A 20,375-nucleotide genomic window follows, 5' to 3' on the forward strand; every position below is an offset into this window, starting at 1 on the left:
CAGAAGAATCGTATAACCCTTTTAATTATCTAAATTTACTGATTATTTTATGTCCAAATTGTGTATACGAAAAGATGGAAGTATTCTTCCTACTCCCATCCTTTCACACAAACTATTCGCCTAACTTCACAAGACTGTAATTCTTCTTCCCTTTACGGATAATAATAAATCGTCCATCAAATGAATTTTCTACAGTAACATCTGTACCCACATCTGTTACTTTCTCACCATTCATAGAAATCGCTCCGTTATTAATATCTTCACGCGCTTGTCGTCTAGATGGTTCAATTCCTAAATCAACTAGCCATTCTACGATGTTTTTCGTCTCTTTTGAAGACTGAAATGTTGGCATTTCTTTAAAGCCTTGTTCAATTTCATCAGCTGTTAACGATTTAATATCTCCGCTAAATAACGCTGCTGTAATTTTCACAGCTTGCAGGAATGCTTCTTCTCCATGAACGAATTTCGTCATTTCTTCTGCTAGTACTTTTTGTGCTTCACGTTTATGAGGCTCTGTTTCCACCTTAACCGCTAATTCATCAATGCGTTCTTTCGTTAAGAATGTAAAGTATTTCAAGTATTTAACGACATCACGATCATCCGTATTCACCCAGAACTGATAAAATTCAAACGGTGTCGTTTTTTCAGGATCAAGCCAAACAGCGCCGCCTGCTGATTTACCAAACTTCGTACCGTCCGATTTTAATAATAACGGAATCGTTAATCCGAATACTTTCGCCTCATGACCTTCTAACTTACGAATTAAATCTAAACCACTCGTAATATTTCCCCATTGGTCACTACCACCAATTTGCAGTTGAACATCCTCTTTCGTGTATAAATGATGGAAGTCCATCGCTTGCAAAATTTGGTACGTGAATTCCGTGAAAGAAATACCTGTATCCAAACGGCTTGCTACAATATCCTTCGCTAACATGCTATTGATGCTAAAGTTTTTCCCGTAATCACGTAAAAACTCAATAATATTTATTTCATGTGTCCAATCATAGTTATTTACCATCTTCACTTCGCTATTTCCACCAAAATCAAATAGCTTTTTCATTTGTGCTGTTAACGCATCTACATTATGCTGAACCACTTCTAACGTTTGAAGTTGACGCTCTGATTGCCGTCCACTCGGATCACCAATTGTTCCTGTTGCCCCGCCAATTAAAATAACAGGATGATGACCAGCTAATTGGAATCTCTTCATCATCATAAACGGAATCAAATGTCCGATATGCATACTATCACCAGTCGGATCAACTCCGCAGTATAGTGAAATCTTTTTCTCTTCTACTAGCTTACGTAAGCCTTCTTCGTCAGTCTGTTGATTAACGGCGCCGCGCCATTCTAACTCATCAATGATATTCATCTTTTGTCATCCCCTTTATTTTTTAAAAACAAAAAAGCCCCTATGTCTACGATAGACATAGGGACGATTATTCACCGTGTTACCACCCAGTTTGTATAAATAGCATAGCTACTCATACCACTCTTAGCAATAATATCGATTGCTAGTCCGCTTAGCATTACCTAAGATACTCCAGAGTGTAATTCACAAGTTTGTTTGTGCTAGGTTCCAGCAACCCCTAGCTCTCTCGTTAACAGTGACAAACTGCTACTGGGCTCTTTCAACGTATGTTATTTGTTAAATTATTAGCCATTATATTGAATTGAAAACAAATTGTCAACAATACCCAAATATTATTTTAAAATAATTCATATCTTCATACGTATTTCTTTATTCCTTATCTTCTCCAATAATCCTTACTTCTCGCTCCAACTTCACGCCAAATTTCTCTTCAACTGTCTTTTGTACGAAGTGAATTAAATCGATGTAATCTTGTGCTGTTCCGTTATCAACATTCACCATAAACCCAGCGTGTTTTAAAGAAACTTCTACTCCACCAATTCGCTTACCTTGTAGTCCTGAGTCTTGAATTAACTTACCAGCAAAGTTATTTGGTGGGCGCTTAAATACGCTACCACATGAAGGATATTCTAGAGGCTGTTTTGACTCACGTTTAAACGTTAAATCATCCATTTTTGCTTTAATTTCTTCATGTACACCTTCTTCAAGTTCAAATCTCGCTTCAAGAATAATGTAATGGTTGTTCGCAAATACACTCTTACGATATCCAAATTCAAATGCTTCTTTCGTCAAAGTACGTAGCTCTCCATCACCTGTCATTACGACAGCTTCTGTTAATACAAACGAAATTTCACCGCCGTATGCACCAGCATTCATATATAATGCTCCGCCAACTGAACCTGGAATACCACAAGCAAACTCAAGACCCGTTAAGTTATGGTCTAAGGCAATACGTGATACGTCAATAATTGCTGCGCCACACTGTGCTACAATCGTCGTTCCTGTTACAGTAACACCTGTAATATGAATTAAACTTACTGTAATCCCGCGAATTCCACCATCTTTAATAATGACATTCGATCCATTTCCTAAAAACGTAACTGGAATATTATATTCGTTCGCATATTTAATAACTTCTTGAATTTCATCATAATTTGTAGGCGCAACAAAAACATCTGCTTTTCCGCCAACTTTAATATGCGTATGATTCTTTAACATTTCATCTTGTTTAACATGTCCTTCAGGCAATACCGTACTTAAATATTTATAAACCTCTTGCATATTCATTTTACGATTCCTCTATTTCTATATTCATTTTATCCCGTTATACGGGCCCATAATATCCCCACGTACATGAAAGAACCTAAAGTGGTGGATACAGTGTACCCAAAATCAATTCGAGACACCTATAAACCTCTTAAATTATAAGAGGTGCCACTCATATTAAAATATATATTGCATAATAAAGCAACCCAAATGGACTACTAAACTTGACATGTCATCAGAAAGACAACAATTTGTAAAATATGTGACTTTTTCAAAACACTATCCCTCAGTATCTTACTATACCACACAAAAAGAAAGTGGTATTTTTTTGTACTTTTTACTTTATTTACATCAATAAAAAAAGAGCACATCCGACAGAATGTGCTCTTTCTATACTCTTTATATTACTTTTCGTTCTCTTCTTTTTCTTTATCAAACCATAACAGCTCATCGTTATCAACTTCACCATTATAATTGATTAAAATTTCTTCTCCTGCTTTTATATCCTTATAAGCATAGAAGTTAAACGTATGGTTCTCGAAGACAATATCATACGTTGCATTCGGTGTATATGAATGATTAAATAACATACCGTATCCTAAAAGGATTGCCGTATGATTGATTCCATACTCAAATGCGTAGTCAGCAAGTAATGTTTTCTCAATATGTTCATGCTGTTCATTCGGATAAGAGATAACTGGTGCTGCGTGTATCAACTCACCTTTTTTAATATCACGAGTTGCAAATACACCTCTATTAAATTCTCCATCACTAAGTTCAGAAGTCTTAACTTCGATCATATGCGTCACCTATTTAATTCTTTCTTTGAAGTATTTTAATTCCGCTATTAGCTGAATTTTATCTCCTTAAGCTTGGCAGAAAACGCGCAGAAAAGCAATTAAATTCCTATCAAGTATTCGTTTCAATGAAAAAAGAGCACATCATTCGTGCTCTTTCCAAGCAATATTACTTTTCTAAAATATCTTCTAACAACTTCACTTGCTCGCTAACAGTTTGTAACGTCTTCACTGACGTATCATTTCGATGTTTTTCTTCTTCCACACTCGCTAGCACTTCTTCTGTAGCTGTAGAAGTTTGCTGAATTACGTTAGAAGCATGCGTAACATCCTTTACGATATTCGTCGTTTTAACTTGGAAACTTTCTTGATGAACAACAACCTCTCGCATTACTTCATTAATCGCATCAATAAACTTCCCTAAATCAGTTACATTTGTTAAAACGCTTGCTAACATCTCGTTACATTCTTCTTGTACTCTTTCTGACTTTTCTACTTGCACTTCTACCTTACTTGCTTGATTACTAAACTCCTTCAAAATCCCTTGAATTCTTCCCGCAGAACGATTTGATTCTTCAGCAAGCTTTAACACTTCACTCGCTACAATAGCAAAACCTTTTCCATGCTCGCCTGCCCTCGCAGCTTCAATATTTGCATTTAAAGCTAGCAAACTCGTCTGACTTGAAATATTCGTTATTACATCTACAATTTCATTAATTTGTTTCGATTGCATCATTAAATCTCTAAATATAATTCCAGACTGTGAAACAACATCATTTAAACTTCTCATGTTAGTTTCAAAATTTCTTAGAGTATGTACACTACCTTTTGAAATTTCTAAGCTTTCATCCACACGAGCCGATGCAGTTCTTACTTGAGAGATGATTTGTTCAATATTTCCCTCCATATCATTCAATACTTCTACCGAACGATACATCATCTCTGATTGTGATTGCGTACCAACTGCCACCTCTTCAAAGGCAAAATTAATTTCACTCATCGATTCCATCGACGTGCTCATATTTTGTCTTAAATGATTGAAATTACTATCTAGTTTCACAACTGTTTCTTCAATAAGTCTTTGCGTCTCTTCTAACTCCTGAGCTTTTCTCATTACTTCTTGCTTCTCATCACTTAAACGAAGGAGCAGATTAGAACCGATTTTCGTGACGCCCCACATAGCAATTGTTACAATCGCTAACAAACTTGCGAAATTAGCAGCTTCAGACGAGGCTGTATAAGCAAAAAATTGCTCCGGCCAATAGCTACAAAGGATAAATGTGATCACAACAGCTACCCCGCCAAGAATTAAAATGAGGCGCTCACTTAAGTAAATAAGTGAAACAGCTAATGTAAAATAGACCATTTGAAATACAGCCGGGCTTTCATTAAAGGCTTGTACCATAATGTAAGACATTGTAAGCAACATAAATGTCATGATATATTTATACGCTGATTCCATACTTTTTATAAAAGTAAAAAGCGTTCCAAATGCAACGACAGAAATACCACAAATCCAAAACGCTATTGCTCTCTCTGTAAAAATATATCCATAATACCCAATTGCGATTATCCCAAGAAAGAAACTACAAATCGTTATAAACAGTAATAAATGATTTTTCTGTGATTCTTTCTCAAGGTTAGAAAAACAAGTCCTCTTTAACCACTCCATATGAAGCCCCACCTTCTACTTATACATATCAATTACTTCAGTTTAAATACCGCACTTACTGGGTTATGATCGCTATTTTCAAACTTTAAATCTTTCCCTTGTACATTTACAATCTCTACATTCGGTGAAACGATAAAGCCATCAATAATAGTGACGAAATTTTCACCTTCTACATATTTCTTTACATCATCTCTCACAGTCATAACAGACGGATCTACAGCCCACTTAAAGCCACCGTCTGTAAAGTTCTTCGGTAACTCTACTAACCACTCAGGGCGCTCTTTCACGAACTTCGGATCACTTAATTGAGCGTTTGAAACTAATTGATTCCAATCTCCGCCCATTATTACGTAATCACCATTTTCATAATGCTTGTTCATATATTCTTTTAAGTACTCTACTTGCTGTTTTCTAATTTTCCCGCCTTCATCATAAGCAGACAAATGTAAATTTACGAGTCTAACATGTTTCCCATTATTAACAGGAATTTTATATTCCACAATTGCTCGATCTAAATCAAACAAACGCTTTGGCCAAGGCTCCATTCCAGGAAGCTGGAACCTCTTCGCTTCTTGAACAGTGTATTTAGAAAACGTACTTAATCCAGCCTCCGCATATCCCATTGGATTTATTATTGGCACTGGAACCCATTTCGTATCGTAGTTCTTGCCAAATGACGAAACATAATCAGGTAATCCTTTTTTCAAAAATTCATGTTCATTTACATCAAATGAACGAAGTGACTTTATATCAACTTCTTGTAATAGTGCAAAATCACTATTCTCATTTTGTAAAAACGAAAGCATATTCTTTAAATTAGTTTCCGTTTGCTCTTTACTACTTGAACCAGATCCCTTTCCACCATCCATAAAGAAATCTTGATCCTTATCTAACCCAGCATATCCAATATTAAATGTTGTAACTTTAAACTCATTTCCAGTCGCTAATACGCGCTCCTTATTATTCTCCACCTTCAAGCTTATAACATCAGCAGGCTGTTCTTTAGTAAGTGTCATATACGCTAGAAATCCTCCTACAATGCCCGCTACTACTAAAACACATGTAAATACGATTTTTAAAAATTTCTTCAAATAAATGACTCCTTTTCACGCGAATTTATTTTTCTTTATTTTCAGTCAAATAAAACAAAACGACACACATAAGAAACATTTTATCATAATTAAAACCGTATATCACTATATTTAGTTGATAAGTAATTGATCCCATTTTAATTACTTGAAAAACCTTCAGACATCAAAAAAAGAAACGTTACACCCACCTCCTCACTGGAATTTAAACGGTATATTTAGTACACTATATGTAATAATCCTAGGCGATGGAGTTCGCCATAAACGCTGCTTAGCTAATGACTCCTACCAGTATACATACTGGTAGGAGTCTATTTTTTTGAGCAATCTATTTAAAGAGGTGAGAAAATTGATTTATATTATCGTCGGCATTGCCGGTATATTAGGAGCTCTTTCTCGTTATTATTTAGGTCTTAATATCACCACATTTTGGCATCATTCATTTCCATTAGCAACATTACTCATTAACTTAATCGGTTGCTTCTTCTTAGCGTGGCTAACTACTTATATCGCCCGGCTAAACATCTTACCTTCAGAGGTCATCACAGGCATCGGAACTGGATTCATCGGTTCCTTTACGACTTTTTCAACATTTAGTGTAGAAACTGTGCAATTGATCAATCATTCTGAGTGGAGCATAGCCTTCTTATATGTATCATGTAGCATACTTGGTGGCCTCATTATGTCTGGCCTTGGCTATACACTTGGAGATTTCTTAATTAAGAAATCTCTTACGGAAGGTGATTACTCATGATAGAAGCCTTATTAGTCGCAACAGGAGGATTTTTCGGTGCGATTACACGATTTGCAATTAGTAATTGGTTTAAAAAAAGAAATACAACTTCCTTTCCAATTGCAACATTTCTCATTAATATAACAGGAGCGTTTTTACTCGGATATATAATTGGCAACGGCGTCACTACAGGTTGGCAATTATTATTAGGTACTGGATTTATGGGTGCATTCACTACATTTTCTACGTTTAAACTAGAAGCCGTTCAACTTCTCAATCGAAAAAATATTAGCACTTTCCTTTTATACTTAAGCGCTACGTACATAATTGGTATCCTCTTCGCATTCCTTGGAATGAAGCTAGGCGGAATATGAAAAAAAGCGACTCTATTGAGCCGCTTTCTTTCATAAGAAATATGTCCCGCCATATGGAATAGAAAATAAACCAGCTGGATGTACATCGTAATGTACAATTTGCATCGGAAGCTGTGAATACGGCATATACTGACTTTGCATCATTTGTGCAAAATATGCTTGTTGTTGCATTTGAATAGCTTGATTCATAGCGTGAATTGTTCCCTGTGCCCCAGCCAGCGTAATAGCTGCTCCTACTTGTCTTCCATTATAAAAATGATGGTTCATCATGATTCATCTCACTTATTCTTTTTCTTCCATATGGTATGTTTCTATTTCATAGTGAGTATTTTGTCCCTATTGGTAACCCCTATTTATTGCCCTTTTTCAGCTTTGAAGTAATAAATCCAAATAATAATACGCCAATACCACTAAGGAACAATACATAACTTATCGGTACTAGGAAAAAGAAAGGTTCTTCAAGGAATCCATCCGCTCCTACTTTACTGTTTGAAGCATGTATAGTTAAAGAAATAATCGCTAAAATCATGAAAGAAATAGCTACTACGTATTTATTTTTCATTTCACATTCTCCTCTACTCATGTAATTCTCCTTAGATTCTTAACATCATATTATCCAAAAAATCATTAACAGTCAATAATTATTTATCGTTTAACAATAAATAATTATTGGATAGAATAATAACAAAAAGGTTTACGAAGCATATTAAATCACTTCGCAAACCCTCTGTATTATAAATATTTACACTTCAAACCTCTTGCTTAATACAATATACATTGCGCAAAATAGCACGAATATCCCAGCATAAATTAACAAAATCTCTACACTAAACATATCCGACAATGGCCCAAATATTATCATTCCTAGAGGAAGCGCGCATGAATTCGCAATTTGTACAAGACTGAACATCCGTCCGTGCATTGATGGTTCTACTTTCTCCTGCAATAACACAGTAACTGGTGTATTGAAGCACGGCATCGTTATACCAATTAAAAAATTAAAGACTAAGTATATAATAAATATCGGTGCTATTCCGAGTCCAATCATAAGCAGTCCATATAATGCACAAGCTAGCGCTGTTGTATACATACGATTACGAAAACCACCCCACGCCGCAATTAATACGCCACCAGCTGCCGCACCCGCACTAAAGGTCATCTCACTAGCAGTAAGTCTCCACATTTCGGCCCCGAAAGAACGAGTTACCATTAAAGGTGTTAAAAAAGCAGCTGGACTTATTAAAATCATGACGATAATCAATAAAACGATTAGCCTTTTAATAAATACATTTTCTTTTAAATAAGAGAATCCTTCTTTAATTCCTTGTAGATTAGATTTTTGCTTATTCTCTGCATTCACATGTCCCTCTACCTGAATGATAAACATAATACTAATTCCAATCATAGCCGTAATAACATCAATAAAAAATGTTGTTTCAATGCTAGCAATAGAAAGAATCATCGCACTTGCTGCTGGAGAAAGAAACATAATTAAAGATGTAATACTGCTATTTATTCCATTTACTTTCATAAGATACTCTTTCGGAACGATTTGCGGAATTAATGCATTCACAGCTGGCGTTTGTACTCCTGTTCCAGCTGAACGAATGAGTAACACAATAAAAAGTAACCAAATACTTTTATATCCTGTAAAAAATAAAATTGCTAAAACTAACGTCGCAATCGCTATAATTCCGTCCGATAACATAATCATCTTTTTACGGTCATAACGATCAATCCAAACACCTGCAAACAAAGATATCGCAATTTGTGGTAGAAAACCGCAAACAGTTGAAATAGTCAACATCACTCCTGATGATGTTGTAAGGGTGATATACCATATAATCGCGTATTGTACGAGAGAGGAACCGAACAACGAAATAGTTTGAGCGGTCAAAAATAATATAATTTTCGTTTTCCAATTGTTTTCACTCATATGTTTCACACCCCCTTAACTATTCCTGTCTCTATATGAAAGATGCTATCTGCCCAATCAAGATAAAAACTCGCTTCGTGAGATACGAGTATAATGCTGCCCTTAAACTTAATTAGCGCCTTTTGCAAAGCTTCCTTCGCTTCTGCATCTAAATGATTTGTCGGCTCATCTAAAATTAATAAGTTACAAGGTGATAATAATAATCCGCACAGTTTCACCTTCGATTGTTCACCACCACTTAACGTACGAATTTCTTGCGAAACGTGCGTATCCTTCACTCCACACGCAGCTAAATGATGGCGTATTTCCTTCATATTCAGTTTAGGAAACTGTTCTGAAATAATTTGAAGCGGCGTTAAAGAATCATTGCTCCAATTTAAATCTTGCTCATAATATCCAATCTTTATTTGCTCTGAAAAGTGAAACTCTCCAGAAATACTATCAATATTTCCAACGATTGTTTTTAATAAAGTAGATTTTCCTACTCCATTGAAACCTGTAATAACAAGTTTTTGCCTACCCATTACTGAAAAATTCAACTTTGGTAAGAGAGCGAAGTCGTAACCAACTTCAAGGTTATTTACTTCAAGAACTGTCTGAACTGAAATGGGAAGTTCCTGAAAATGAATAGACGGTTTATGAGTAAAACTTGGTGGCGCAATTCTTTCCATACGCTGTAATTGTTTTCTACGACCTTGCGCTATTTTTGAATTCACCCCAGCAATATTTCTACGAATATACTCTTCCGTTTTTTCAATTTTCTTTTGCTGTGCATAATATTGGCGAATATAATCTTTTCGCAAATGCTCCTTTTGTCTTACAAAATCTGAGTATTTGCCGTAATACTTCTTAACTGTTCCGAACTCTACATCACATATGCAAGAAGTTACCTTTTCCAGAAAATCAAAATCATGTGATACGACAATAAACGCTCCTTCAAAATTCATTAAATAATTAGCAAGCCACTCCACATGCTCCTTATCGAGAAAATTCGTCGGTTCATCTAGCAATAAAATATTAGGCTCTTCTAATAAGAGCTTCGCTAAAATTACCTTTGCACGCTGCCCTCCGCTTAATTCACCAATCACACGATTCATCCCAATCACATCAATACCTAAACCGGCTGCCACCTTATTCGTAATACTATCTACTGAATAAAAATCATGAGCCTCGAGCAGTCCTTGAATTTCTGCCGCTTTCAATAGTTGATTTTCATCTCCAGTCATCGCACTTTCTTCATATAACTTGTTCATTCTCTTTTCCATTTCATACAAATCATAAAAGGCTCTCTTTAAATATTGTGAAATGGTGTAACCCTCATCAATTTCTGCGTATTGATCAAGATGTCCAATTTGAATATTAGGTTGCCACTTTATGTCTCCCTTATCAGGAATAATTTCCCCCACCAATATTTTCATTAATGTGCTTTTTCCTGCACCATTCTGTCCAACAATTCCCATATGCTCCCCTTTATGCAAATCAAAAGAAGCATTTTCGTATAATACTTTATCTATAAAACTATGTGATAAACTTTCCACTTTAAGTAAACTCATTTTTATTCCTCTTTTCCTGAAATTAAAAAAAGCAGAGAGATAGCGTCATTCGACACTAGCCCTCTGCTTCGTGGTTTTTCCTATACTACTCCAATTTATAGTAAAGACTCATCGGAATAATATACACAAAGGGCCATAGACAAAGCATTGTCTATGGCCCCTTAATCTATTTTATACACCAGCTGAAAAACCATAACGAAATAAGCATAGATAAACTATACTTTTTTAGAAAAGTTATTCAGCCGATGAATATAGGGGATTTATGCCCCTTGATTAAGCTCCGTACAACGCTTCACCGTATACATTTGTGCGGAGCAAAGTTTTCTAATGAGTTTTACAAATTTTATATAAAGCATATTCTGCACCTTCCTTAATACTTAAAAGGGATTTTAGCATACGGTTTTACGAAACGTCAACATTACTTCCGAATCTTTCAACTACTTGTTTTCAAAATATTGCTTCTGAAACATACACATTCTTATCGCATTATGATAGTTACCATCAACGAAAAACTCATCGATAAGTTCGCCTTCTACCATAAATCCAACCTTTTTATAAACATGTACTGCTTTTTCATTTTCCTTATCCACAACTAAATATATCTTATGCATATTTAATACAGCGAAAGCATAATCCATTGCTAAACGCGTCGCATCCACTGCATAACCATATCCTTGATAATTCGGATCAATAATAATTTGGAATTCTGTTCTACGGTGAATATAATCGATTTCTACTAACTCAACTAATCCAACCATTTCATTGTCTTTCTCAACGATAAATCGGCGTTCGCTTTGATCATGTATATGTTTATCGTATAAGTCTTGCAGCTCCACAAATGCCTCATACGGCTCTTCAAACCAATACGACATAATATGCGCATTATTATTCAGTTCGTGTACAAACTTTAAATCTTCTCGTTCTAATGGACGTAACTTCAATTCCTGATTCATTTCTATAACCTCCAAGTAAAAGAAACCTCTTCACTTAATTTCTCAATTTTTTTCGATTTCAAACGCCCTAATTTCATTGTAAACTTTCAAGCAACTTGAATGTCAAGATGTAACAATATTATGCCGAAATTTATAATCAATTAATAAAGAATGTAGACATTTACAATAACTTAACGAAAAAAGAACAGTCTTTTGGCTTTCCAAAAATCTCAGTAAGATAAAATTATAAATATATCATCGTTAAAAATTAAGAAAGGGAGATGAACCTATGAGAATACAATATAGAAAGTATGCATTACTTTTAATCTCGTTAGTCTTATTTACTCTTATTGGTTGTACTAATAATGAGCAAAAAAACGATAAAAACGAGACATATACTTTTGAGGTTTCAAAAAAACGTGGTGATATTATTGAGAAAAACAATGAAGTTTATAACATAGAAAAATTAGATACTTTCGTAAAAAACTATAATTCAAATAAAGACGATTCCGTTAGAATTACTAAATTTAATACCAAGGACGAGCCAGTTATTATTGATTTAACTGTAAAAAAAGAAAAGGAGTCTACCTCCGTCTATTATGATGTTGACTATACAAAAACAAATGAGAAACATAGTGCAAATCAAGAGATTCAATATTCGAACAATACATGCCAAAAAATCACAAAAGATATTGAAGACAACAAAGTAACTTATAAATTAGAATGTCCTGACACTATTCATTTGATTACAGCCCCCCAATTATAGGATGGATAATTGCAAATAAAAAAGTAGTGCAAACTTATGTCTGCACTACTACTCTTTTCTCAAATCTCTCATATTCGATATGTATAAAGCAATAACTAAAACAAGAATTGCTCCTGCGTATAATAACGTCTCCATCGGTTCCTCATGAGACACAATAATTAATCGAATTAAGGCCGTAATTCCGATATAAATAAAATAACGTAACGGGAAATGATAGTTCGATTTAAAATACTTAATAATTAATGCAATGAACTCGAAGTATAAGAAATAGACGATGATACTTTCAACCAATTTATATGACGTATACTTCTTCGCTGAAAATATGTATTGAATAAAAGTAATCGTCTCATTAATTAAAAAGATAGATAAGACAATGGATAATATAATTAGCGCTATATTTAATATCCACTGTAAAACACTCGCGATAAAATGATCAATATTGAATGATTTCATTTTCTCATTAAACTCCCCTTCGTATAAGTACATATTTATTATAGCAAAATTATAATTGAAGGTGAGTTAAATCATATTTTCGTCCTTTATTAGTGCCGGTGTGTGGGATGTTCATTGTTTTGAGGAGTCTATGAACTGTTGCACTCGATTGAACGTGGAGAAATTCCTTTAACTGCATATTTGTACAAGTCCTACTAATAAGAAGTACATAATCATGTATCGCATCCTCATGTGCTACCTTAGAGATAGCTTTACAATTTGAACAATACCACCCTTTTTTTATTTTCAACATCGGCATTATAGAACAGACCTCACATCGTACGCCGTTTAACAATTCTCCTTTTTTGATTTTAAATTGTTCGAGGATATTTTGCTGTAATGGAGTATGATTCCTTACTATTTGACAAATAAGATCGTCTACATTTTTTATAGTTTTTTTCTTATATTTGCTCTCAAACCATTTTATTTTATGAGGTAAATTTGCACTGTGTATAATTTTATTGGGGAGATTATCGTCTGAAGCTTTAATAATAGTTCGTGGATTACTAATAACAACGAGTGATTCAATCGGAAAACGAGAAAACCCATTTAACCTTAACCATTTTCTAAACTGTTCCTCTTGTCTTTTCACTTGTAAAATTGGATCTGGAAACCCTTCTGGATTCCCCTCTGATATTCTAATAAGCTGATTAAACTTTGAATCAAATAGTAACGTACCTGCTATATTTTTTATTTCGAGGAAAAGAAGAAAATATGCTGAAATGATAATCGTATCAATTTGAAAATGGTGATTTTGATCAGACAGCCTTATATCGTGCAAAATACTATATGTTTCTTCTGGCAAAAAACTTAATGGATAATTGATAGCTTGTTCACCTTTGTAACCCGCTTTATGCTTCGCTAAACTTTCTGCAACCATATCCCGTTTCGGATGGTGAGCAGGTAATCTTCTAGATAACGCTTCTAATTGCCGTAAATACATCGGCATTTGTCGTTCTTTCACAATCATTTTTAGCCCTCCTCAAAATATATCAACGATTTTTCAAATATATCTATCATAACTCACAATATATCAACGATTTTTTCAATATATCAACGATTCGACATAGAATATCGACTTACCGACAAAAACCGACACAACATACACCCATAAAATCCTATATACAGTATAGCATCACATCTAAAATCGCACTGTAAGCATAATATGAATCCGCCCATTTAATTACGCCATTTTCAAAATGAGAAATTTACATTCACCCCATGTAAAAGACCTTTTTATAAATATGAACAAATTTTAGGAATTAGTTTATCTTTTTTTAATGTTTTATTTAGAGGCAGTTTATAGTCGGGTATTAACATAAGAAACGTAGCAACTAAGTTCATATATGACGCACTGCTACTATAATCGCTAACCGTACTACTTGAAATCATAAAATAAGGAGACGATAAAACATGAACAAAAAAGCAAAAGCACTATCATCCGTACTGCTCGGATTCACATTAGCATTAACAGGGTGTGCTGGTACTAAAGCTGAAGAAAATCATGGGAAACAAAAACAAGAACAAGTTGCTAAAGAAACAAAAAAGGAAAATAAATTAACTAAAGGGCAAAAAATGGCTAATATTCTTAGCGAGACAAATTGGCAAGGTACACGAGTGTATGACAAAGATAAGAATGACTTAACAAAAGAGAATGCAAACTTCATTGGTCTTGCAAAATATGATGCGAAGTCAGGCAGATATGAATTTTTTGATGCTAAAACAGGTGCAAGTCGTGGCGATAAAGGCACTTTCTTTGTCACAAATGATGGGAAGAAGAGAATATTAATTTCAGAATCAATGAAGTATCAAGCTGTCGTTGACATGACAAAACTAAATAAAAATGTATTTACTTATAAACGAATGGGTAAAGACGCTAACGGTAAAGATGTAGAAGTTTTCGTTGAACATGTCCCATATAAAGAAAAAGAACTTTCTTTCACTGATCCGGACAAGCAGCTGAACACGACTACAGGAGATATTGTTAAAAACGTTGATGGAGATAAAATTTTAGGCGGTACCCTTTGGCACGGAACAAAAGTAGTAGATGAAGCTGGTAATGATGTAACACAGTTTAATTCGAATTTTATAAGTCTAGCAAAATTCGATGACAAGTCTAATAAATATGAGTTCTTCAATAGCGAAACAGGTCAAAGCCGCGGTGACTATGGCTACTTCGATGTTGTACACGAAAATAAAATAAGAGCCCATGTTTCAATTGGAAATAACAAATACGGTGCAGCTCTTGAACTTACTGAACTAAATAAGAATAAATTTACGTATAAAAGAACTGGTAAAGATCAAGCTGGTAAGGATATAACTATATTCGTTGAACATGAACCTTATAAAGGTGATATGAAACCACAATTTAGTTTTTAAATACGTTTGATTAAGGATCCTGTACTGAGTTGCAGGATCTTTCTTATTAAGCAAGAGAACGAAAAGACGAAAAACATGTAGCTTTTCGTCTTCACAATATTCCCACCTTATAGTCGATGATTTACAAAACCTAAAAACATACCGATACAAAATAAAATTTGTGACTAAGTAAAAAAGCGCCCTACTTATAGGGCGCTTTTTTTATACTTAATGACTAATACTAGCTGTTGGATATAATGTTGTTCCTCCAATTGAAACTTTTATTTCATTTGTTAATGGAACGTTTTGTTCATTAATAATTGTTCTCCACCATTCCCATGCAAGACCTGTACATTCTCTTGCTACAATTTTTATATTTTTTGAGTTCGGTGGAAGAGGGATAACTGTAGAGTAATGAGCCGTTTTGTCTTTTCCGCTACCATCCCATGTTTTATGTGTTAGTACTTCGTTACCCTTTTGGTCAAATGTGAATTCATCCCAAGATACATCAAATTGAGCAACGTAAGCACCGTAATGATCAAGTGTCATTTTAGCACTTGAATATTCTGTAGTTGTCGTCTCAATATAATCTGTATTGTTATGAACAGCAGCAGTTGCATTATCTTTTAAGAAAGTACTTGTATATGAAATTGGGTATGCTGGATTTTTAAGACTTAATTCAGCATTATCTTTAATAATATTTCGGATTTCATTGAAATCTTTAGTAACAACCTTGTTATGCTCTTTCGCATCTCCGCCTAATACTACAGCAGTAAAGGTACTTTCTTCAAAAATATCTTTATACTGTCCACTTGTTTCAACACTGTTATCCTTAAGTAAGGCTTTAAAAGCAGCTTGTACATCTTTGCTCTTAGATGTTGTTTCTAATTTTACATAAATCGTTCTACCATAAGCTACATTTGAAACCATAACAGGTGGAGCCGAATTACTTACGCCTTTTCGAGTTAACTCATCAAAAGTAACGCTATTATCAAAAAGGTCGGATGGATTGTTAGGTAGTTCAGCACTTACCGTATAAAATATTTGCTTATACGCCGCTACCATCACTTTTTTCTCTCCATTTGCAACCGCATTAAAATCAATGTTTAGACTGTTATCAAGATATTTAGCGTTAACATTAAGAGCGCTTGCGATTTGCGATTTACTATAAACCATGGATTCCGTATACTGCATTCTTGCAGGCAACGTATGTGTTGTAGAATACTTTTCATTCCAAGTAGATACTAAATCGTCTACTGCTCCAGCTACATTACCATATGTCGGATTTTGGACAGTGATTGTATTTTCTTTTCTCATGCCCGGTAAGTCTATACTAATATTCAAAGGCTTTCTCTTAGCCACTAATAAACTCGGTTGATTGTCTGCAAAAGCTTTATTTGCAAGTTGTACAGCTCCTGGATACGTGCGATTCACTACAGAATCAATAATTGAAATATCGACTGGTGACGTTGTAAGTGATTTTTTTTCGCGTTCTACTACTACAAATTTACCATTTGAATTGATACTTTCTTTCGGAACAAAACTCTCTACTTTATCACCATTTACAGCTAAAACCTCTTGATTATTATATTTAAGATTTGCTATACCAGTATCAATGCCACTAGCATTTTTGTTTACATCAGTTGCATTACTTGCTTGTGTTTCTGCGAAGGAAATAGATGAATAATTAATAGTGCATAGACTAACTAATAAACATGCAAGGAACTTTCTTCTTTTAGTGTTTTTCTTAATATTCAGAAAAATCACCCCGTTCTTTTTTTAGTAAAATATGATAATGATTGATAAATGATTGCTAACTAATAAATTTACATAAATGCTTTTAAAAGTTCTTGAATTAACGGGATTACGCCACCTACAAATTTTAAAACTGCCATTGCGATTTCCATATTATTTCCTCCTTTTTATTGCTACGAAAATATGATTTATCTTTATGCCCTCATTATAGTGACCCCTTACACTTTTATCAATACACTCTGATATGCAATATTACATATAAAAAAAACAAGCTGAATTCTTTTGAAAAATTATACAGAGATATTTTTTCCGTTTGGTACATACTTGAAAAGGTGAAGCATTCTTTTGCATTTTATGAGTAATCACATAAAAAAAGCTGCTGCCTATAAAATACAGACAGCAACTTCAACTAGAGTGTCTTGCATAATTTACGCAAGACATTTTATAACTAATAAACAGCGATCGGCCCATAAGGACCATTAATAATCTCTATTTTTGTTTCAAAAATATCTGTCAAAAGTGTTGAGTCCATAACCTCTTCTACTGTTCCAAAAGCAGCAATTTGTCCATCTTTCATAGCACAAATTTTATCCGAGTATTTAGCTGCAAAATTTATGTCATGCATAACCGTCAAAATTGTTCTTCCAAATTCATTAGCTGCACGTCTTAAATGCTCCATCATTTGAACAGAACGAGCAACATCAAGGTTGTTCAAAGGTTCGTCCAAAAGTACATATTCCGTCTCTTGGCACAGTACCATCGCTACATATGCCCTTTGTCTTTGACCACCAGAAAGCTCATCTAAATATCTATTCTCTAAACTAGTTAAATCTAAGAAATCGATATATTTAGAAATGATAACCTCATCTTCTTTAGTCAACCTTCCCTTTGAATAAGGAAAGCGCCCAAATCCAACTAATTGTCTAACTGTAAGCCTAGTTACAAAATGATTTTCTTGTCGCAATATAGTCAAAACTTTTGCTAAGTCTTTTGATTTGGATTCAGAAACATCCATATTTGCTACCTGAATTTGGCCTTCATCCATATCTAAAAGTCTGCCAATCATCAAAAGTGTCGTTGACTTTCCAGCACCATTTGGTCCAATTAAAGAAGTAAAGCCTGCTTTTGGTATTTCAATATCCAAAGGTCCTATTTTTACCTTATCAGTATAGAACTTTTTAACATTATCAATTTTTATCATAAAGCCCTCTTCCTTAAAACTATAGTTAAGAATATGATTCCACCAAATAATTCAATAATAACTGAAACTACACCTTGAGCATGGACTACATGATACATTAAAAAGTATGCGCTCGTCATTATTAAAAATCCTATAGCAAAAGCCATCGGAAAAATATATCTATGATCATAAGTTGACGCTGCCTGATAACTCAAAGTTGCCACTAAAAAGCCGTAGAAAGTAAGTGGCCCAATTAGAGCTGTTGAAATGGACATTAAAATAGCTACTAATACAAGCGTATAAATTACACTAGGTTGATATTTAACTCCAAAAGAAGTAGCAACATCCTTTCCTAGTGACAAAACATTCAAATTCTTAGAATGAGCAAAAATTAATACTGCTACAATTATGATCATAGGAATTACAATAGGAAAATATGCAGGATCTGCATGATTAACAGAACCAAATAATCTTGCTTGTAAAATATCAAATTCTGAAGGCGCAAGTAGTTTTCTCATGAAAGTTGACACTGAATTTAGCCCGGTACCAATAATAATTCCAACTAAAAGCATAAGTTGTAAATTCCCGTATTTACCGGAAAGTAACCATCCATAAAGTATCAAACTCATGAAGACCATAACAACAACTTGGAATAAAAATGATCCAATTCCATTAAAATTTATTAACGCACTAGCACCAAAGAAGAATACTGTACTCGTTTGAATTGCTGAATAAAGTGATTCGAAACCTAAAAGCGATGGAGTAATAATTTTATTATTCGTAATAGATTGGAAAGCAACTGTCGACAAGCTATGGCAAACCGCAGCAATAATCATTGCAACAATAGCTACTATCCTTCTCTTAACGACTGGGATAAAAGAAGGTGAATCTATCGGAACTGGATTGTTATAAACTAAAAGTCCATATGAAGAAAGAAGACCTAAAGCAATCAATGTTATCAGTAAAATCCAATAACGTCTTGCTTCCTTCTTAGACCGAAAAGCGCTAGCTGATCTACTTTCATTATGAAGGCTAGAATCGATTTCGACATTTTCTTTTTTTCTATATTCTAATGTGATCATCGTAGCCTCCTTGGTTTTCTTTGTCTCAATAAAATAGTAATAAACACGACTGCTCCCACTGTTGCAAGTATTAAAGAAACAGGTAATTCAAAAGGCTGTATAATTGTTCGAGAAATGATGTCACAGGCAGTTATTGATCCCATTCCGATCACACAAACCCAAGGTAAATTACTCCTAAGATCATCACCTCTAAACATTGAAACGATATTTGGCACAATTAATCCTAAGAAAGGTAAGTGTCCAATAACAGCTGCAACAATTCCAACTGCAACAGAGATAAGAGCAGTCCCAAAAAGAACAATTCTATTGTAATTAACTCCAAGACTTGTTGCGACATCTTCTCCTAGTCCAGCTAAAGTCAATCTATTAGCATACATAAAAATAAGAAAAGTAATGATAACAATCAGCCATAAATATTCATATCTTCCCACCTGAATGTTAGCAAATGAACCTACAAACCAAGTTTCAATACTTTGCGTCTTTTGAAAAAGGAGTCCTAAAAAAGTAGACACTGCAGAAATTACTGCTCCAAGCATCAATCCAATAATCGGAACAATTAAAGACGAACGAAGCTTAACTCTTCTTAAAAATAGAAAGAAAATCATAGTTCCTATAAAAGAAAAAATGATTGCACCAGTCATTCTTTGAACTAAAGTCGGGGCAGGAAATAATAAATACACAAAAAGCAGGCCTAAGCCTGACCATTCAATAGTCCCCGTTGTAGTAGGTTCAACAAAGCGATTCTGTGTAATGAGTTGCATGACGAGCCCTGCCATTGCCATCGCAGCTCCAGTAAGCATTAATGCAACCGTTCTCGGAACACGAGTGATGAAAAACATCTCCATTCCGTCCTCTTGTCCACGTATATCATAAACTCCAGTAAACAGTGATATAATCCCTAAAATTATAACAACTATAACTGCTATTATAAAAGGTTTTGTCCATATTTTATTTTGATTATAAAACTGGGGTTGAGAAATATTCTCAACCCTAGAAATCATATTTTTTGACACTGT

Annotated in this window: 20 protein-coding genes, 1 riboswitch and 1 other annotated feature; of the genes, 4 read left to right on the forward strand and 16 right to left on the reverse strand. The window is 34.3% G+C overall.

From position 1 onward, the window contains the following. Positions 1 to 112 precede the first annotated feature (112 nt). The 5 genes from tyrS to MR136_RS08630 form a co-directional block, all read right to left on the reverse strand. A complete protein-coding gene (tyrS, locus tag MR136_RS08610) occupies positions 113 to 1,375 on the reverse strand; it encodes a tyrosine--tRNA ligase (protein WP_001021108.1) in 1,263 nt (420 codons plus the stop codon). A gap of 56 nt (positions 1,376 to 1,431) precedes the next feature. Continuing rightward, positions 1,432 to 1,647: a binding site (T-box leader), on the reverse strand. Positions 1,648 to 1,744: 97 nt separating this feature from the next. Then, positions 1,745 to 2,662, reverse strand: a complete 918-nt coding sequence (murB, locus tag MR136_RS08615) for a UDP-N-acetylmuramate dehydrogenase (RefSeq protein WP_001057102.1) — start codon at positions 2,660 to 2,662, stop codon at positions 1,745 to 1,747. A 383-nt stretch (positions 2,663 to 3,045) separates the two neighbouring features. Continuing rightward, positions 3,046 to 3,441 carry an SET domain-containing protein gene (locus MR136_RS08620; RefSeq protein ID WP_000573649.1) on the reverse strand — a complete coding sequence of 132 codons (396 nt, stop codon included), beginning with the start codon at positions 3,439 to 3,441 and terminating at the stop codon, positions 3,046 to 3,048. Between the two features lie 166 nt (positions 3,442 to 3,607). Further along, on the reverse strand, positions 3,608 to 5,110 hold the full coding sequence (locus MR136_RS08625; protein WP_242259323.1) for a DUF4077 domain-containing protein: 1,503 nt from the start codon (positions 5,108 to 5,110) through the stop codon (positions 3,608 to 3,610). Positions 5,111 to 5,142: 32 nt separating this feature from the next. Continuing rightward, positions 5,143 to 6,201 (reverse strand): endonuclease/exonuclease/phosphatase family protein, encoded by a 1,059-nt coding sequence (locus MR136_RS08630; protein WP_224201258.1) that lies wholly within the window; start codon positions 6,199 to 6,201, stop codon positions 5,143 to 5,145. A 232-nt stretch (positions 6,202 to 6,433) separates the two neighbouring features. Beyond that, positions 6,434 to 6,493, forward strand: a riboswitch (Fluoride riboswitch). A gap of 54 nt (positions 6,494 to 6,547) precedes the next feature. Between MR136_RS08630 and crcB (MR136_RS08635) the strand changes: the two genes are divergently transcribed. Together crcB (MR136_RS08635) and crcB (MR136_RS08640) are read left to right on the forward strand one after the other, a co-directional pair. Further along, the gene (gene crcB / locus MR136_RS08635) at positions 6,548 to 6,952 is read left to right on the forward strand and encodes a fluoride efflux transporter CrcB (protein ID WP_000639315.1); all 405 of its coding nucleotides are present in this window, start codon (positions 6,548 to 6,550) and stop codon (positions 6,950 to 6,952) included. Beyond that, on the forward strand, positions 6,949 to 7,305 hold the full coding sequence (gene crcB / locus MR136_RS08640) for a fluoride efflux transporter CrcB (protein WP_242259324.1): 357 nt from the start codon (positions 6,949 to 6,951) through the stop codon (positions 7,303 to 7,305). The genes crcB (MR136_RS08635) and crcB (MR136_RS08640) overlap by 4 nt, the downstream gene beginning before the upstream one ends. Before the next feature lie 30 nt (positions 7,306 to 7,335). Here crcB (MR136_RS08640) and MR136_RS08645 read toward each other — a convergent pair whose 3' ends face one another. The 5 genes from MR136_RS08645 to speG form a co-directional block, all read right to left on the reverse strand. Beyond that, the gene (locus MR136_RS08645) at positions 7,336 to 7,575 is read right to left on the reverse strand and encodes a DUF3947 family protein (protein ID WP_000980930.1); all 240 of its coding nucleotides are present in this window, start codon (positions 7,573 to 7,575) and stop codon (positions 7,336 to 7,338) included. A gap of 79 nt (positions 7,576 to 7,654) precedes the next feature. Then, positions 7,655 to 7,867 (reverse strand): DUF3955 domain-containing protein, encoded by a 213-nt coding sequence (locus MR136_RS08650; RefSeq protein WP_025118109.1) that lies wholly within the window; start codon positions 7,865 to 7,867, stop codon positions 7,655 to 7,657. Positions 7,868 to 8,047: 180 nt separating this feature from the next. Further along, the gene (locus MR136_RS08655; RefSeq protein ID WP_031312279.1) at positions 8,048 to 9,241 is read right to left on the reverse strand and encodes an MFS transporter; all 1,194 of its coding nucleotides are present in this window, start codon (positions 9,239 to 9,241) and stop codon (positions 8,048 to 8,050) included. A 5-nt stretch (positions 9,242 to 9,246) separates the two neighbouring features. Continuing rightward, entirely contained in the window at positions 9,247 to 10,794 is a 1,548-nt protein-coding gene (locus MR136_RS08660; RefSeq protein ID WP_000054858.1) for an ABC-F family ATP-binding cassette domain-containing protein, read from the reverse strand. A gap of 437 nt (positions 10,795 to 11,231) precedes the next feature. After that, positions 11,232 to 11,747, reverse strand: a complete 516-nt coding sequence (gene speG / locus MR136_RS08665) for a spermidine N1-acetyltransferase (RefSeq protein WP_001071089.1) — start codon at positions 11,745 to 11,747, stop codon at positions 11,232 to 11,234. 268 nt (positions 11,748 to 12,015) lie between these two features. Between speG and MR136_RS08670 the strand changes: the two genes are divergently transcribed. Further along, positions 12,016 to 12,492, forward strand: a complete 477-nt coding sequence (locus MR136_RS08670; protein WP_242259325.1) for a DUF4362 domain-containing protein — start codon at positions 12,016 to 12,018, stop codon at positions 12,490 to 12,492. A gap of 48 nt (positions 12,493 to 12,540) precedes the next feature. Here MR136_RS08670 and psiE read toward each other — a convergent pair whose 3' ends face one another. Together psiE and MR136_RS08680 are read right to left on the reverse strand one after the other, a co-directional pair. Next, positions 12,541 to 12,945 carry a phosphate-starvation-inducible protein PsiE gene (gene psiE / locus MR136_RS08675; protein ID WP_000834704.1) on the reverse strand — a complete coding sequence of 135 codons (405 nt, stop codon included), beginning with the start codon at positions 12,943 to 12,945 and terminating at the stop codon, positions 12,541 to 12,543. A gap of 49 nt (positions 12,946 to 12,994) precedes the next feature. Beyond that, the gene (locus MR136_RS08680; protein WP_098584260.1) at positions 12,995 to 13,954 is read right to left on the reverse strand and encodes a nuclease-related domain-containing protein; all 960 of its coding nucleotides are present in this window, start codon (positions 13,952 to 13,954) and stop codon (positions 12,995 to 12,997) included. A 443-nt stretch (positions 13,955 to 14,397) separates the two neighbouring features. Here MR136_RS08680 and MR136_RS08685 point away from each other — a divergent pair, with 443 nt between their 5' ends. Then, entirely contained in the window at positions 14,398 to 15,363 is a 966-nt protein-coding gene (locus tag MR136_RS08685) for a DUF4822 domain-containing protein (protein WP_061457860.1), read from the forward strand. A gap of 207 nt (positions 15,364 to 15,570) precedes the next feature. On the opposite strand, the gene alo is transcribed toward MR136_RS08685, so the two are convergent. The 4 genes from alo to MR136_RS08705 all read right to left on the reverse strand — a co-directional run bounded on the left by alo (position 15,571) and on the right by MR136_RS08705 (position 20,372). Further along, positions 15,571 to 17,109 (reverse strand): anthrolysin O/cereolysin O family cholesterol-dependent cytolysin Alo, encoded by a 1,539-nt coding sequence (gene alo / locus MR136_RS08690; protein WP_061457861.1) that lies wholly within the window; start codon positions 17,107 to 17,109, stop codon positions 15,571 to 15,573. A gap of 436 nt (positions 17,110 to 17,545) precedes the next feature. Then, the gene (locus MR136_RS08695; protein ID WP_000590071.1) at positions 17,546 to 18,298 is read right to left on the reverse strand and encodes an iron ABC transporter ATP-binding protein; all 753 of its coding nucleotides are present in this window, start codon (positions 18,296 to 18,298) and stop codon (positions 17,546 to 17,548) included. After that, positions 18,295 to 19,359 carry an iron chelate uptake ABC transporter family permease subunit gene (locus tag MR136_RS08700; RefSeq protein WP_242259326.1) on the reverse strand — a complete coding sequence of 355 codons (1,065 nt, stop codon included), beginning with the start codon at positions 19,357 to 19,359 and terminating at the stop codon, positions 18,295 to 18,297. Before MR136_RS08700 ends, MR136_RS08695 begins: the two co-directional genes overlap by 4 nt. Further along, complete coding sequence (locus MR136_RS08705; RefSeq protein WP_048568713.1) at positions 19,356 to 20,372, reverse strand: ABC transporter permease; 1,017 nt, start codon at positions 20,370 to 20,372, stop codon at positions 19,356 to 19,358. The genes MR136_RS08700 and MR136_RS08705 overlap by 4 nt, the downstream gene beginning before the upstream one ends. Between the last annotated feature and the right edge of the window lie 3 nt (positions 20,373 to 20,375).

This window comes from Bacillus cereus group sp. BfR-BA-01311, from assembly GCF_022664295.1.
Classification (GTDB): Bacteria; Bacillota; Bacilli; order Bacillales; family Bacillaceae_G; genus Bacillus_A; species Bacillus_A cereus.

Coding starts and splice junctions, on each gene's coding strand:
- psiE (WP_000834704.1), bottom strand. CDS start 12,945: ATGAAATCATTCAATATTGATCATTTTATCGCGAGTGTTTTACAGTGG.
- MR136_RS08645 (WP_000980930.1), bottom strand. CDS start 7,575: ATGATGAACCATCATTTTTATAATGGAAGACAAGTAGGAGCAGCTATT.
- MR136_RS08700 (WP_242259326.1), bottom strand. CDS start 19,359: ATGATCACATTAGAATATAGAAAAAAAGAAAATGTCGAAATCGATTCT.
- MR136_RS08680 (WP_098584260.1), bottom strand. CDS start 13,954: ATGATTGTGAAAGAACGACAAATGCCGATGTATTTACGGCAATTAGAA.
- MR136_RS08655 (WP_031312279.1), bottom strand. CDS start 9,241: ATGAGTGAAAACAATTGGAAAACGAAAATTATATTATTTTTGACCGCT.
- MR136_RS08670 (WP_242259325.1), top strand. CDS start 12,016: ATGAGAATACAATATAGAAAGTATGCATTACTTTTAATCTCGTTAGTC.
- tyrS (WP_001021108.1), bottom strand. CDS start 1,375: ATGAATATCATTGATGAGTTAGAATGGCGCGGCGCCGTTAATCAACAG.
- MR136_RS08625 (WP_242259323.1), bottom strand. CDS start 5,110: ATGGAGTGGTTAAAGAGGACTTGTTTTTCTAACCTTGAGAAAGAATCA.
- MR136_RS08695 (WP_000590071.1), bottom strand. CDS start 18,298: ATGATAAAAATTGATAATGTTAAAAAGTTCTATACTGATAAGGTAAAA.
- murB (WP_001057102.1), bottom strand. CDS start 2,662: ATGAATATGCAAGAGGTTTATAAATATTTAAGTACGGTATTGCCTGAA.
- MR136_RS08620 (WP_000573649.1), bottom strand. CDS start 3,441: ATGATCGAAGTTAAGACTTCTGAACTTAGTGATGGAGAATTTAATAGA.
- MR136_RS08660 (WP_000054858.1), bottom strand. CDS start 10,794: ATGAGTTTACTTAAAGTGGAAAGTTTATCACATAGTTTTATAGATAAA.
- speG (WP_001071089.1), bottom strand. CDS start 11,747: ATGAATCAGGAATTGAAGTTACGTCCATTAGAACGAGAAGATTTAAAG.
- crcB (WP_242259324.1), top strand. CDS start 6,949: ATGATAGAAGCCTTATTAGTCGCAACAGGAGGATTTTTCGGTGCGATT.
- MR136_RS08650 (WP_025118109.1), bottom strand. CDS start 7,867: ATGAAAAATAAATACGTAGTAGCTATTTCTTTCATGATTTTAGCGATT.
- MR136_RS08685 (WP_061457860.1), top strand. CDS start 14,398: ATGAACAAAAAAGCAAAAGCACTATCATCCGTACTGCTCGGATTCACA.